Consider the following 15087-nt stretch of genomic DNA (forward strand, 5'->3'; position numbering starts at 1 on the left):
TTTTGCGTTTTTACATTAAACCAGTAGTTTTTAAGCCTTAAATAGTCTTACGCATAAAAAAAGGATATAAACCGCATGCGGGTTTATATAACAGATGCTTTTCAGGAAAAGTCTAAAAAATCAAAAAATATTATCCCGCTCTTTGCGGGAATAAAACCTTTAGTCCCGGGATATTATTTTTGAACTGAAGCCCCGCACAAGTGAGATATCCGTATTATTTTTTCTCCGAACTCCGGTAAAATATTGCGACAAGCTTCTTTAAATCATCAGACAACTCTTCCGGCATATCCGATATTACAAGTGCCGGGAGGCAGCGGCTGCGCGCATATGTTTCCTCTCCCACGACAACAGACGCGTTACCGGTGACACCCTGGTATTCACACAAAATGTCTGTTTCACCGGGTGATTTTGCTGTAAGAACACCCAGTCTGTCTACCGATGCAACAGACGGGTCCGAAACGCTCCAGACCGGGTTTATGATACTGCTTCTCCCGGCTGTATCTTTACCGGCCGCGACAAACTGCATACTCTCCCCCGGCAAAAGGCCTGCCTCCTGCGGGACGACTATTACCTCCTTTAAGGGGTATGACGAGAGGCTTACCTGAACAACTCCTTTTTGTGCATATGTATCCTCTGCGTAGCGGTTCGAAACCGTAAGGCTTACATCGTAAATCCCCGGCGTTTCGTAGACATGTACCGGGTTTTTCTCATCTGAAGTCTTCCCGTCGCCGAAACTCCACATCCAGGAGCCGGGGTTTCCCGACGAAACATCGGTGAAGATGATAACAGGCCGCTTTTCAGTGCTGTTTTTGGCATACCCGTATACAAAGGCTGCACGGGGTGCACCTCCGACATCAACAAGGTCCTCCTTTGTCACGGTATCACCTCCGTATTCGTTTCTTACGGTAAGTGTCACGGTGTAGGTCCCGGCATTATTATACTTGTGATAAGGATTTTTAAGGGAAGACCAGACGCCGTCACCGAAATCCCATGTGCGGTTGTCAATTTCTCCTGCTGATATGTCATGGAACCTTGTGATATACGGAGCCACACCTACAGTACCTTCGTCTGTAAAGGCTGCAACAGGAAGTTCCCCGACTTTTATGTAGTTATCCTTCTCTACCGTTTTGTTTCCGTTGTTGTTTTTTACTGTAAGCGAGACGTTGTATATCCCGGGTTTTTCATATATATGAACAGGAGAGCCTTCTGATGAGGTTTCCCCGTCTCCAAAGTCCCAGTGGCATTCGGAAGACGAACCAAGTGCCATCGTAGACTGACCTATAAAATGAACTTCAAGCGGAGGGAGGCCGTTTTTCGCGGAAGTTCCCGTAACTGAAAAATCCACGTCCGGCTTTGCCTCTTCGTCCGCCGTAAAGCCTGCAATGATGCTTTTTCCACCACTTTTGTCAGTCCAGATAATTCTGTCACCAAAGATGTCCGGGTTCACCTGGTCTCCACTGCCCTTATACACGGATGCAGGGGTTTCGGTGTACAAATCGTACATGTAAACATCTGAATCACCGTTTTTGTAGTCTTCGTAAACGACAGAATCGTTGTATACGCGGGGGTGGCGGAGGTCATAACCCTTACCTGAAAGAACTGTAATTTTGTTGTCGGCAGAGTCATAGACATAAACCGAATAATAAACGTCTGACTTTCCCTCCCACGCTACATTTCCGTCTGAAACCGAGATATCCCCTGAAACGTTGCATGTGATTTCCACAGGACTGCCCCCAAATACAGACTGCCTGTACAAAACACCTTTTTCGACCCAGTAAAAGTCATTTCCGTCAATTTTAGGGGATTTTTTGTCGCCGGTCAGAGACTGCCTGATAAGACCCGACTCACCCGTAGCAAGGTCTTTGAGGAATATATTCGTAAACCCGGAATAGCGGCCGTCAAGCCAGACGACATAATCCCCGGAAATATCCGCTTCTCCCTGGTTGGAAGGGCAATAAGAGACATAGCTTTTATTTCCGCCTGAAATGTTGTATAATACAAGCAGGTAAGGTGAATCAAAATCCTTTCTTTCACTCCAGACGACGTATTTACCCGACAGCGCCAGTGAATAGTCGGAGCACACCGACTCTGACAGCGAAGTCTCCGTTTCGTTCAGGTAATCGAACAGGACAATTTTCTGGCCTGATCCGACATTTTCCGTCCACGCAGCATAACCGTCTGAAATCTCTGCATTCCATCTCCCGGACGATTCGTCTGTTACCGGATAAATGTCACCGGAAAGCGAATATTCCAGTGCAGATACGCTGAAAACCATAAAATGCAAAAGTATAACAGCCGCCAGAATACTTTTGACAAATCTTATTACAGGCATCTTACAGGATATCTCCGGTTATATTATAAACTGAGGATTTATTGCGTGACTGCTCTTAAGAGCGGACAAACCCGTCCCACAGGGATTTTCAACAGTAATATATAATTAAGTGGCTTTTTCTATAAAACATTCATGAAATAAATCTCACTGACCGGGGACAGTGCAGAAACATTTCAAAAAAAATCCAAACATTTCATATTCAGGAATTTCTGACAAATTAAAAGTCTTTTCAGAAAAAAAGATATTGGCGGATTATTTTTCAGGAAATATGATATGTTCTTTTTATTTCAATTTCCCGGATTTTTAGAGAGCAGCTTTGGAGGCCCGTCTCATTCACTTTATTATCTCGTCCTTTTTGAAGGTCTCAAGGTCTGACTGGTAAGTTCCGGAGACATAATCTATATGCCGGGGACAGGCTTTCTCGGACTTTATGGAAAGAGGATAAATCCCCGTGAGACACCCCGTGCAGAGGTCTTCGGCGTTGTGTCCTGTCGCCTTTATCAGGGACTCTATAGACACATGGTGCAGGGACGTTGCGCCTATTTTCCTGCAGACCTCGCAGCATGTCCTCTTGCTCGCTATAAGCTCTTCTCTTGTCGACATATCAACACCGAGGTAGCACGGGGCCTTTATGGGTGGCGAGCCTATCCTCATGTGAACCTCCCTTGCTCCGGCATCCTTCACAAGGTCGATTATCCTTCTTGAAGTAGTCCCGCGGACGATTGAATCGTCTACAAGAACAACGGATTTCCCGTTGAGATGTTTTTTAACAGGGTTCAGTTTTATTCTGACGGCGTTTTCCCTTGCCTTCTGGGTAGGCATAATAAAAGTCCTGCCCATGTAGCGGTTCTTGATAAGGCCCTCACGGAAAGGAATGCCTGAACTTTCGGAATATCCTGTCGCATGCGCAGTACCCGAATCCGGGACAGGAGATATAATGTCGGCCTTCACAGGGGCTTCAAGATGAAGTGCCTGGCCAATTCTTCTTCTTACGTCGTATACAAGCTGACCGTCTATAACAGAATCGGCACGTGCAAAATATATGTATTCGAATATGCAGAAGGCAAACGACGACGCCTCCGCTATCTGTGAGCATTTTATGCCGTCAGCTGACAGTGTGACAAGTTCTCCGGGCTTAACATCACGGATAAACTCACCGTTGAGTGCATCGACTGCAACCGATTCCGAGCAGACGATATAGCCGTCGGGTGTTCTTCCAAGACACAAAGGACGTATTCCGAGGGGGTCGCGGAAAGCGTATACCTTGTCATCGACAAGGACCACTACCGAATACGAACCCTCAAGCTTCTTCATGCAGGCAAGAACGGCATCATGCATGCTACCGGAATGCCTCAGTTCGTCCACCAGAATGTTACCTATAATTTCGGTGTCGGTTGAAGTGCAGAATATCTGGCCCCTTTCTTCAAATTCCTTTCTCAGTTCAAGTGTATTGGTAAGGTTTCCGTTGTGGGCGACGGCTATCTTTCTGTGCTGAAAAGTGAAGTTGAAAGGCTGAATATTTTCCGGAATTTTCGCCCCGGTCGTAGGGTATCTTACATGGCCTATACCGGTGTTTCCCGCCAGACCTGACAGGATGTCCATATCAAAAACTTCGGCAACAAGTCCCTGATCTTTATGTTTATGCAGGTCTTTACCGTCAAAAGTGGTGATTCCCGCACTCTCCTGCCCCCTGTGCTGAAGAGCGTAGAGGGCATAATAGAGCGGGAATGAAACGCCGCCAGCATCGACGATGCCAACGATTCCGCACATGATATTAGTGGGTTGGATTTACTGATTTCTTGGTTTCCCAGTTGTACTTACGCATTTTGCTTGACCTGCCGAAACCACAGGCTGAGCATACTTTGTGGCGCTTGTGGAATGATACTTTCCCGCACCTTCTGCAGACTATATGTGTCTGTGTCTGTCTTTTTCCTCTGCATGGCGTACCTTTACTCATTAAAAATCACCTTTTTCTAAAAAATATCAGTTTTAAATTTGTTATCAGTTCACTGACGGTGAAATATAAATTACATTGTCACCGCGGACGATGAGAGTGCCAGCTTTTGTAACTGTACCCCCTACTTCCTCTTCTGCATTCTCAAGTACAAGATTCATATGAACATCATAGCCCTGAAGGACTCCGCGAATTTCTCTGCCGCCTTTCAGGCTTACGATTACCGGCTTCTGATTGAGAGCCTTATCTAAAATTTCCAACGGTCTTTGTGTCATGAGATTCCCTGATTTGTTTGATGAGGATTAGTATAATTGAGAGTGTAACATAGATAAATATAGCGCAACCAGAACAGAGTCACTCTGCAGAACAGGGTGTAATTATATCTTATACACGACATACAATGGAAGAGATCTATGGTCAGAATTGAGATCAAAAAAAGATACACAGTCAGAAAATCAAAGCTTTCGGAGATTTACAGGGATTTAAAGGAAAATATAGGACAATCTTCTGAACTGTTCAAATCGGACAGGGTCGAGATAGTTGAGACTACAGCAGACCTTGCAATATACCTCGTAGACAGAAAACCGTATTTAATGGAGATCGGGGGGTCGGTATTCCCTACCCTCCATGGAGCGGTTGACAGGCCTTTTCCGGAGAAAAGGATCACAGTTGACCCGGGAGCAATACCCTTCATGGCTAAGGGTGCTGATCTTATGCGCCCGGGGATAGTCTCCGCCTCAGACGACATAAAAAAAGGAAAACCGGTTATCATCGCTGAAGAGAAACACAATAAGCCGCTTGCAATAGGAATCGCCCTGATGGACACGGAAGAGATGATGGCGGCGGAAACAGGAAAGACCGCAAAAAACGTGCACCACGTCGGCGACGAGATCTGGAGCCTTGAGATCTGAAAGGAGGGTTACTATACCCTTTTATCAAATATTAAACTTCCACGTTTTTGCAGTGATATGCTGTCATGCCAAGAGGTAAAGAAGAAATTTTACCCTTTTGTATGCTCCGGAATAAATAATCCTCTTCCGGCAATGGATACAGTTAAATAAAATTCACTCCACAAATTTTTCATATGGTAAAGATCTCATCTCTTTTCAGGAAGAGCAACCAGCCTGACGAATCAGACTATATGGAACTTGATCTGGCTTCCATCGAGACCTCCAATACTTCCGGTCCGGCGTCTATGTATGTTAAAATTGCGACAATCAATGAGATTCGTGATACACCACGGATTAAAGACGAAGTTTACAACGGAAACATAGTGATTGTCGACATAGGACGCCTTAAAATGGACAAGATAACCTATGAACGTGTCATAAAAGACTTAAGGGACGTTGCAGCAGACGTGAACGGTGACATTGTCGGCCTTGGTGACCAGAAATATGTCATCATAACACCCATGTCAGTAAAGGTTTCACGTGAGAAAATCGGAGGAGCCTGAAGTTGCGGCGTGTTTTGGTCGCACCATGCCCTGTTTGCAAAAAGGATATACAGTATATATACGAGACTGAAAGAATCCCGTATTTTCAGGAGGTCATGATAGCAAATGCAACCTGCGACTGCGGATTTTGCTCAGTCGAGACGTTTGTCCTCGGAGACGGAGCACCAGTCAGGTATACCCTGAAAGTGGAAAAAACGGATGACCTCTCGGCCCGCGTTATAAGAAGCAGTGAGGGTACAATGGAGATCCCTGAACTGGGTATTTCGGTGACACCCGGCCCTGCGTGCGAAGCTTTCATATCAAACGTCGAGGGCGTTCTGGTGCGCTTTGACAGTGCACTTGACACCCTTCTTTTAAACGCGGACGAAGAGAACAAGAAAAAGATAGATGCTCTGAAGAAGAGAATCGCAGATGCACGCGAAGTAAAAGAGCCCTTTACCCTTATAATTCAGGACCTGGGGGGAAACAGCGGCATAGTAAGCAAAAAAACCGTAAAATCCATACCCATTGTCCCGGAGGATAAAAAAGAGGAGTGATTTTTCCGGGCGGCCTGATTTCCCGGAAATTTGCGTTTTTTTAAAGGTGCTGTAAGTTATATGATAACCGGATTTTTCAAAAAAGACCTTCTCGAACAGATTGAAAATCTCAAAAAAACAGTTTCTGAACTTGAAAAGGACAACGAAAAATTAAGAAAAAGACTTGCAAAAAGAGAGGAGAAAAAAACATCCGACCCGGCAAAACTTCAGGAGACCGCAGAGGAGCTTAAGCGTGCAAAGGCCGCTATAAAATCACTTGAAGAAAAAATATCAGATACCATGGACAAAGACGGCTGTGAACAGAGCCGTCCTTGCGTTAAAAACTGGTTTCTGGACAAAAAAAAATCAGGGGACTTAATTGACAGGATATCGTCTGTAAAATCCGGGAAAAAGAGTCTTCTTTCTGTTTATCTCCCACCGAAAGAGACGGACTTTACTGAAGACCTGCCGGATGACGAAATTCAAAGTCTTGTCAGCGGGGCAGACAAGGATACCGGTGTAATAGGATTTTTTGACACTGAATGCCCCTCAGTGTGCTCTTTTTTTGTCCTGCCACCGTTTCCCCCGGAAAAAAAGGAGACTTTAAAGGACGAAAAATTTCTGACAGAACCTTTAAGTGACATTTTTCTGAAGAGCAGGCACTGTGTCTTCGTTCTTGCCCATGCAGGGGAGTCCTGCATAGGGCTTGCAACAGAGTCAGGCCTTATAAAAAGCAGCCTTGTCAGGAGCAGCGTCAAGGAGAAACACTCCAAAGGCGGCTGGTCTCAGAAGAGGTTTGAACGCTTAAGAGAGGAAGACATCAGGCACCACGTCGAAAAAGCCGCAGAAAACCTTTCAGACCTCCTTGCAGAGTACAGGGATATTGCCGACGTCATAGTCGTTTCAGGAGACAAAAAGACCGGATTTGACATCCTGAAAGAAGCAGGTGTTTCTGATTTGCCGGTTATATACAGGCAGTTTGATACAAAACCCGACAGGTATGCGGGAGAGAAACTTGCAAAAGACCTGTGGTCCGCCCGGTGGTACAGGGTCTGAAAAGAAAACTTACAGCCCGATAGCTGAATAAAAAAGACAAAACCAAAGAATTCTGATAAAAAAATTGAAAAAAACGTTTAAAAATCAGATAATATTTTTCAGAAGAAAGGCTCTCCCTTAAGCCAGATACCTTCTTCTTCCCTTATTTTCCCGACAACTTTTGCGCCTGAGACCATTTTTACGACTTTTTCCGCTTCAGACTGCGGGACTACGAAAACATATCCCATTCCCATATTGAAAGTACGGTACATCTCCTGCTCTTCAACGCACCCCTTCTCCTGCATCCACTTGAAGACAGGCTGCGGGTCAACCGGGTGGTCTATGTCAAAACCGAACTTTCCGAGGCGCTTCAGGTTTCTCAAGCCGCTGCCTGTTATATGGCACATGCCGTGGACGCTGACCTCTGATGCAACCTTAAGGACTTCGCTGTATATCCTTGTAGGGGTCAAAAGCTCCTCACCGAGTGTCTTTCCCCACGGCATCATCATGTCATACGACCCGCAGTCCTCGACTATCTTTCTTGCAAGGGTAAGCCCGTTTGAATGTATTCCGCTCGAAGAAACCCCGATTATGGCGTCTCCGGGTCTTATGGCGGCTCCCGTTATTATTTTGTCCTTCTTCTGAACACCAAGACATGTCCCTGCAAGGTCAAGGCCTTTAACTATGCCCTTAAGGGTCGCGGTCTCTCCACCGACAAGGTTCATGTTCGAAAGCCTTGCACCCTCGTTGAGGCCGATGCCTATCTGGCGCATCTTGTCGACCTCGACGCCTTCTGTGGCGATGTAGTCAACAAATGCAACCGGCTCTATGTTCATAACGTAAAGGTCATTTACGTTCATCGCTATGCAGTCTATACCGAGAGTAGACCAGTCATTCATTATGTCAGCGACAAGCATCTTGGTCCCGACACCGTCAACTGCAAGAGCAAGTGCATAGTCGCCGAACTCTATCAGGCCGGCAAAATGACCGACGTCGCTGCACATCTCAAAACTCCCCCTGCGCCTGTATGAAAGCATTTTGACAAGAGCCTTTACGCCGTCAGCCTCAAGGTCTATATCGACGCCTGCACCGCGGTATGTGTGACCGTCCGCAAAACCGCTCATTGCGAGTCCTCCGAGAGCCTGAACTCATCATGCAAAACCCTAAGAGCCTTTTTCCCGTCCTCGTGTTTCACGACGAAGGATATATTCACTTCAGACGAGCCCTGCGAGATCATCATAAGGTTCACGTTAGCTCTCCCCAGGGCCGTGAATACCCGCCCTGCAATTCCCGGTGCTCCTGCCATTCCGACACCTACCACAGCTACGGCGCTCACGTCGCGGTCAAAAGTGACCTCTCTTATATATCCGCTCTGCTGGACATGGTTCAGTGCCTTAAGAGCGCTGTTCAGGTGTTCATCGTCCACGATAAGGGAGATGTTTGACTCTGAAGAGCCCTGCGAGATCATCATTACGTTCACCTGGCTCTCCGCAAGTGCCGTAAATATGGAGCGTGCGACACCGGGTCTTCCGAACATCTGGGCGCCTGCAAGATTTATGAGAGAAACCTTGTCTATGAAGGTGATTGCCTTCACGACCCTTTCGTCGCGGTGCTCATCTGCAAGGACACAGCTCCCTTCAGCGGACGGGTTGAAAGTGTTTTTAACCCTTACAGGGATTCCCTTCTGCATCGCAGGCTCTATTGTCCGCGGGTGGAGGACTTCAGCACCAAAGTAGGAAAGCTCCATCGCTTCAAGGTATGATATTGCAGGAATAACCCTCGCGTCGTCTATGATACGCGGGTCTGAAGTCATTATGCCGTCGACGTCAGTCCATATCCACACCTCGTCCGCATCTATGGCGGCGCCGACTACGGCAGCGGAATAATCAGAGCCCGAACGCCCGAGAGTCGTGACTATCCCCTGTTCGGTGCACCCCATATATCCCATGATGACAGGGACCCCGTCCTGCATGAGGGGGACTACTCTTGACTTTATCCTGGGCTCGCTTTCGGGAAGCACATGGGCGCAGCCGTGGTTTGAATTGGTAATAATACCCGCCTCACAGCCGTTCAGTGGAACCGAGGATATACCGGCCTGCCTGAGTGCGGCACTCACAATCTGGGCTGAAAGCCTCTCCCCGAAAGAAATTATGTAGTCTTTTGAACGCGGAGTGAGCTCGCGCAGGTTGTGGACCGCAGTCAGGATATTCTTGAGATTTTCAAGCCTGATATCAATCTCATTCATAACCGCTTCGGATTCGTCCTTTGCAACAAGATCAAGAATTTTTTTATGCTTGGTCCTTAAAGACGCTATAAAAGACTCTATCGGAGGATTATCCGGGGATTTCTCCACTTCTTCGGCGATAGCATGGAGCTGGTCTGTCACGCCTGACATTGCCGATACTACAACGGCTATTTCACTGCCTGTTTTATAGTAGTGATCAATTATTGATACGACACGCCCTATGCACTTGTCGTCTCCGACCGACGTGCCGCCGAATTTCATCAAAAACCTCAATTAAACTCACTCTGCCGGAATTTTGTATTCCTGTATTATTTTCCTATATTAATGTACCTTTTTTGGTATTAATGTAAGGCTCTGAAAAGAAAAAGAGATTTCAGCAAAATCGCCGGGACACCATCTGATTTAAGCCTGAAAATAAAAGAAGACAGTATGCCGGAATGCTTTTTGGCAAGGGTATTTTATGCTTTCAGCCATTTATTTATCTTATTCAAAGTCCAAAACAGTTGATAACTATGCTTGCGGATAACGTGAAAGAATGCCATGTACTGGTTATAGGAAGCGGAGGTGCAGGCGCACGGGCTGCAATCGAGGCTTCAAAGTACGGGGACACCATACTTCTTTCAAGATCAATTGCAGGAAAGGGGGGATGCACCACTATGGCCGAGGGAGGATACAATGCCGTAATAAACAGTGCGGACTCCTGTTCGGTTCATAAAGAGGACACGATAAAAGGCGGAGCATACCTCAACGACCCAAAACTTGTCGACATACTTGTAAGAGAGGCGCCTGAAAGGATGGAGGACCTTGTCAGGTGGGGCGCAGTTTTTGACGTAACAGACAGCGAAATGCTTTCCCAGCGCTCGTTCGGGGGGCAGAGATTCCCACGCACATGCTTTGCGGGCGACAGGACAGGCCATGAAATAATAATGACCCTGCTTGAAAAGATTCGCTCCGGGAATATCAGGGTCATGCAGGAGATAACAGTAACGGAGCTTTTAAAGGATGGATTAAGGGTCTGCGGCGCAACCGGGCTTAACAGGCGGGGTGAAATCGTAGTCATATGCGCAGACTCGGTTGTCCTTGCAACAGGCGGCCTCGGCCAGATCTATGACGTCTGCACAAACTGCGCGATGGGAAACGGGCAGGGTTATGCATTCTCATACCGTGCGGGAGCGGAACTTATCGACATGGAGATGGTACAGTTTCACCCGACGGGAGCCGTCTACCCTTACGACGCGAGAGGGAGACTTATTACCGAGGCTGTCCGCGGGGAGGGCGGAATTCTCAGGAATGCCAGAGGTGAACGCTTTATGGAGAAGTACGACCCCGAAAGGATGGAGCTTTCAACAAGAGACGTTGTCGCAAGGGCTATTGCAACCGAAATCCTTGAAGGACGCGGTACAGAAAAAGGCGGTGTCTACCTGGACGTATCGCACCTTCCCCCGGAAGTTATAGAAGAGCGTCTCCCCGTGATGCTTGAGCAGTTTTTAAACAACGGAGTCGACATCAGAAAAGAGCCCATGGAGGTCGCACCTACAGCTCACCATATGATGGGGGGACTCAGGATAACTCCTGAATGCGAAACGACGCTGAGAGGTCTTTTCGCATGTGGGGAAGTCACAGGTGGTGTCCACGGGGCCAACCGCCTCGGCGGAAACTCACTTGCGGATACGCAGGTCTTCGGCAAGCGTGCAGGGGAATCTGCCGGAAAGACCGAAAAATTCGATATAACAATAGACAGTGAACAGGTAAAAGCCCAGAAGGAAAGAATATCCAGGTTTACAAAAGGCACTGACAGCGTATCAGAGATAAAATCCGCCCTCAGAAAGACCATGTGGGAGAATGCAGGGATATTCAGGACGAAGGAAGGGCTATTAAAAGCGCTTTCAGATATCGAACGCCTTAAGGGGATGAATCCAAAAGCCGTTTCAAAGCAGAACCTTATCGACTGCTGTATTTTAGAGGACATGCTGACAACGGCAACTCTTGTCGTTAAGGGAGCCCTCCTGCGTGAGGAATCAAGGGGCGCCCATGTAAGAAATGACATAGAGACAAAATGGACACCTGACAAATCCCCGTACGGGCACACCTATCAGTCTCTTGAAAAGGCAGGAATCGAAAAGAAGGGAGAAAACTGAACTATGGAAGACAAAAAAAAGATAACTTTTCACATATCCCGTTTTGACACCTGCAGGGACGAAGAGACCGGACCCAGGCTTAAGGACTACACGGTATATGTCCACGACGGCGCAAGGGTCCTTGACGTACTGATTGCTGTACGCGACGAGCTTGACCCGACTCTTTCATTCAGGTACTGCTGCGGTGCAGGCCAGTGCGGAAGCTGCGCCGTTCTCATCAACAAAAAACCGGGCCTTGCATGCATGACCGAGGCAAAGGACGGCATGACAATCGAGCCCCTTGACCTACCGGTAATAAAGGACCTCGTCGTAGACCTCGGTGCATTTCTTAAGAATATGCCGGGCCTGGTGTCGTCCGAAAATGCGGAACTCCCCTCAAAGGAGAATATAGACAAAATAAAGCCAATCAGGGACTGCATAGAGTGCCTGTGCTGCGTATCGGTCTGCCCTGCCATGGACGTCGCGGACTTCGAAGGACCTGCCCTTATGAGACAGGAGATGAGGCTTGCCCTTGACCCGAGGGACAAAAGGGACAGAATACCCTTATGCGTCGAAGAGGAAGGCCTTTTTACCTGCACAAGCTGCCAGGCGTGCTGGAAAGCCTGCCCCAAGCACATTGAAATCCCCGGAAAGGCCATAGAGAAACTCCGTGAGCTTGCAAACAAGGAAGGCCTCACCCTGCCACGACACAAAGAAGTGGCAGAGCTTGTAAAAACTACAGGAAGAAGCGTGGAAAGGCATGAAGAGGCTCTTATGGAGATGATTCCGGAAGTTATAGAGCCTTACGGCGAGGTAAAAAAGGAGGTGGGGTTCTTCGTCGGCTGTCTCTACAACCTTAGACTTCCCAAGACAGCCCTTGACGCGATAGAAGTCCTGAAAAGAAACGGGATAAGGATAATTGTCCCGAAGGAGCAGGTCTGCTGCGGTTCTCCTCTTCTAAGGACAGGACAGGCTTCATATGTCCCCGAACTCATGAAGAAAAACATAGAGTGCTTTGAAAAAAGGGGAATCAAAACCGTCATGACGATGTGCGCAGGGTGCGGGTCGACACTCAAAAACAACTACGGAGGAAAACCGTTCAGGGTCGTTGACATAAACGAGCTCCTGACAGAAACCGGAATTGAAGTCCCGGAAAAACTGGATGTCAGGGTCACTTACCACGACCCGTGCCACCTTATGAGAGGACAGGACATAACTTCCCAGCCAAGGGAACTTTTGAAGATGGTTGCAGGTGAGTTCATTGAGATGCCCGCAAAGTGCTGCGGCTCAGGTGGAGGCGTAAAATCAGGACTTCCGGACGAGGCAAAAGCTCTTGGTGAGGAGCGTTCAAAAGAGATCGACAAAACCGGCTGCGACGTCGTCATAACCTCATGCCCGTTCTGCGAGACTCATATCCAGTCATGCACCGAAAAGCCGGTTAAAAACATAAATTCGCTTCTCCTTGAAGGGTACAAAAAGAAGGACGAAATGATGAATAAAAGCCTGAATAAAAAGTAAAAATAACTATTTTTGTATGAAGAAAAGATCTGTATCCCTGGTTTTTGCGGTCTTCTTTGTCCTTGCAACAGTTTTTCTTCTGGCGGGCTGCACAGAGACAGGAGACAAACATTCAGGAAACGCTCAGGCGCAAAACTTTACAGTCGCATCAGGGCATACGTGCTGGTCTCCTGAAATGTCATCCCGAATCGGAATAGACTTCACTCCGGAATTAACGGGAAATACAGAAACCATATACCACTGGACCATTAAAGATACGGAACAGAAAAATATGACCGGGTTTTTCCTTTGGGACAACTCAACAGGCTACAAAGTAACGTACCTGGGGGATGATGCATGGACCTGCGGCGACAGGACGGTCTGGTGGTCATGCAGAAACCTTAATTCAGATACTCTCCCAGATAAGTTTACCCTGAAAGTTTGTGCCATAGATAAAATCAGAAATGAAACTGTGGCTGAAACCAGAATAAACATTACAAGAAATAACATGACTTTCTGCCTGGAATAACGGTTTTAAAACTAAAAACAAAAGATCAGAACTCTAAACTTTTTTGTATTTTAAACATCAAATACCCAAAATTCATTCCAAAATTATATAGACCCACTTATCCAAAGCAAAAAAAGGATTATGATTTTCAGGCACGCCTTATGTGCACACGTGTTTAAAATGACTAAACAAAAAAGGCGGGGGTTTGATTTTTATGCAGTACAGGAAAGTTTTAAAAAACGGGGATGAGCTGTCAGCACTGGGATTCGGTGCGATGAGACTTCCGGTGACAAAAGGAGGACAGATAGATGAAAAAAAGGCGACCGCACTTGTAAGATACGCAATAGACAACGGCATTAACTATATAGATACGGCTTATCCCTATCACGGAGGCGAAAGCGAAAGTTTTCTCGGGCGTGCACTAAAGGAAGGCTACAGGGAGAAAATAAAGCTTGCAACAAAGCTTCCGGCATGGGAGGTAAGAACTTACGAAGACTTCGACAAATACCTCAACAGACAGCTTGAAAAGCTTCAGACCGACCATATAGACTACTATCTGCTGCACTCCCTCAACGAAAACACCTGGAAAAACGTGAAAAATCTTGGTGTTCTCGATTTTCTTAACAAGGCTAAAAATGACGGAAGAATCGTAAACGCAGGGTTTTCATTTCATTCCGACAGGAAGACCTTCAAAGAGATTGTCGATTCTTACGGCTGGGAGTTCTGCCTTATCCAGTACAATTTCATAGACGAAGAAAACCAGGCCGGAACAGAAGGCCTCAGGTACGCTACATCCAAGGGTCTTGCCGTCATGGTTATGGAGCCTTTAAGGGGCGGAACTCTTGCGGAAAAGCTTCCCCGCGAAATAGAAAAAATATATTCAGAGTCAGGTGACGTTAAAACACCTGCCCAACGGGCGCTCAGGTGGATATGGAACCACCCGGAAGTTACTGTCGTCCTTTCGGGAATGAACACGCAAATCCAGGTCGAAGAAAACATAAAAACCGCCGAACAGGCGACTCCGGGCTCAATGACGGGTGCTGAACTTAAGACAATGGAAAAGGCAGCGGAAGTATACAGAAAACTCCTTAAAGTCCCCTGTACAGGGTGCAGCTACTGTATGCCCTGTCCTTTCGGTGTAAATATCCCCATGTGCTTCTACTTTTACAACCAGTATTACATGTCAGGAAAAAAACTGATTACAAGAGGGACCTACATTGGACAGATGATGGGTATTATGGGAGAGCCTTCAAACGCATCACTTTGCAGGAACTGCGGGAAGTGCCTGAAATCATGCCCGCAGCACATAAAAATCCCTGAAGAGCTCAAAAAAACATCGAAGACACTTGAAGGACTCAGGACAAAGCTTATGAAACCTCTTGTAAAAAGGTTTCTGAAAGCGAAAGATGACTGAAGACAAAAAGATAATAC

General features: G+C 47.0%; 14 protein-coding genes. 8 read left to right on the top strand and 6 right to left on the bottom strand.

The window, feature by feature from the left end; all coding sequences use genetic code 11:
• Positions 1–214: 214 nt before the first annotated feature.
• The 4 genes from J2128_RS12920 to J2128_RS10925 form a co-directional block, all read right to left on the bottom strand.
• Entirely contained in the window at positions 215–2332 is a 2118-nt protein-coding gene (locus J2128_RS12920; protein WP_209691464.1) for a PKD domain-containing protein, read from the bottom strand.
• A gap of 333 nt (positions 2333–2665) precedes the next feature.
• On the bottom strand, positions 2666–4102 hold the full coding sequence (purF, locus tag J2128_RS10915; RefSeq protein ID WP_209691465.1) for an amidophosphoribosyltransferase: 1437 nt from the start codon (positions 4100–4102) through the stop codon (positions 2666–2668).
• Positions 4103–4106: 4 nt separating this feature from the next.
• Entirely contained in the window at positions 4107–4289 is a 183-nt protein-coding gene (locus J2128_RS10920; protein ID WP_209691466.1) for a 50S ribosomal protein L37e, read from the bottom strand.
• A gap of 44 nt (positions 4290–4333) precedes the next feature.
• Positions 4334–4561 carry an LSM domain-containing protein gene (locus J2128_RS10925; RefSeq protein WP_209691467.1) on the bottom strand — a complete coding sequence of 76 codons (228 nt, stop codon included), beginning with the start codon at positions 4559–4561 and terminating at the stop codon, positions 4334–4336.
• A gap of 138 nt (positions 4562–4699) precedes the next feature.
• Between J2128_RS10925 and J2128_RS10930 the strand changes: the two genes are divergently transcribed.
• The 4 genes from J2128_RS10930 to J2128_RS10945 all read left to right on the top strand — a co-directional run bounded on the left by J2128_RS10930 (position 4700) and on the right by J2128_RS10945 (position 7310).
• Positions 4700–5197 carry an RNA-binding protein gene (locus J2128_RS10930; protein WP_209691468.1) on the top strand — a complete coding sequence of 166 codons (498 nt, stop codon included), beginning with the start codon at positions 4700–4702 and terminating at the stop codon, positions 5195–5197.
• 173 nt (positions 5198–5370) lie between these two features.
• Positions 5371–5739, top strand: a complete 369-nt coding sequence (gene sepF, locus J2128_RS10935; RefSeq protein ID WP_209691469.1) for a cell division protein SepF — start codon at positions 5371–5373, stop codon at positions 5737–5739.
• Positions 5740–5741: 2 nt separating this feature from the next.
• Positions 5742–6275, top strand: coding sequence for a ZPR1 zinc finger domain-containing protein (locus J2128_RS10940; RefSeq protein ID WP_209691470.1), 534 nt, complete (start codon positions 5742–5744; stop codon positions 6273–6275).
• A gap of 60 nt (positions 6276–6335) precedes the next feature.
• Positions 6336–7310: a Vms1/Ankzf1 family peptidyl-tRNA hydrolase gene (locus J2128_RS10945; protein ID WP_209691471.1), complete on the top strand. Its 975-nt coding sequence runs from the start codon at positions 6336–6338 to the stop codon at positions 7308–7310.
• A 98-nt stretch (positions 7311–7408) separates the two neighbouring features.
• Here J2128_RS10945 and purM read toward each other — a convergent pair whose 3' ends face one another.
• Positions 7409–8413 carry a phosphoribosylformylglycinamidine cyclo-ligase gene (gene purM, locus J2128_RS10950; protein WP_209691472.1) on the bottom strand — a complete coding sequence of 335 codons (1005 nt, stop codon included), beginning with the start codon at positions 8411–8413 and terminating at the stop codon, positions 7409–7411.
• On the bottom strand, positions 8410–9795 hold the full coding sequence (locus tag J2128_RS10955) for an aspartate kinase (protein WP_209691473.1): 1386 nt from the start codon (positions 9793–9795) through the stop codon (positions 8410–8412). The genes purM and J2128_RS10955 overlap by 4 nt, the downstream gene beginning before the upstream one ends.
• A gap of 251 nt (positions 9796–10046) precedes the next feature.
• Between J2128_RS10955 and tfrA the strand changes: the two genes are divergently transcribed.
• The 4 genes from tfrA (at position 10047) to J2128_RS10975 (ending at position 15070) form a co-directional block, all read left to right on the top strand.
• A complete protein-coding gene (gene tfrA, locus J2128_RS10960; protein ID WP_209691474.1) occupies positions 10047–11672 on the top strand; it encodes a fumarate reductase (CoM/CoB) subunit TfrA in 1626 nt (541 codons plus the stop codon).
• 3 nt (positions 11673–11675) lie between these two features.
• Entirely contained in the window at positions 11676–13169 is a 1494-nt protein-coding gene (gene tfrB, locus J2128_RS10965) for a fumarate reductase (CoM/CoB) subunit TfrB (protein WP_209691475.1), read from the top strand.
• Positions 13170–13185: 16 nt separating this feature from the next.
• Positions 13186–13677: a hypothetical protein gene (locus J2128_RS10970; RefSeq protein ID WP_209691476.1), complete on the top strand. Its 492-nt coding sequence runs from the start codon at positions 13186–13188 to the stop codon at positions 13675–13677.
• Positions 13678–13870: 193 nt separating this feature from the next.
• Positions 13871–15070, top strand: a complete 1200-nt coding sequence (locus J2128_RS10975) for an aldo/keto reductase (RefSeq protein ID WP_209691477.1) — start codon at positions 13871–13873, stop codon at positions 15068–15070.
• The last annotated feature ends 17 nt before the right edge of the window (positions 15071–15087 follow it).

Origin of the sequence: Methanomicrobium sp. W14, from assembly GCF_017875315.1 — an archaeon.
Classification (GTDB): domain Archaea; phylum Halobacteriota; class Methanomicrobia; order Methanomicrobiales; family Methanomicrobiaceae; genus Methanomicrobium.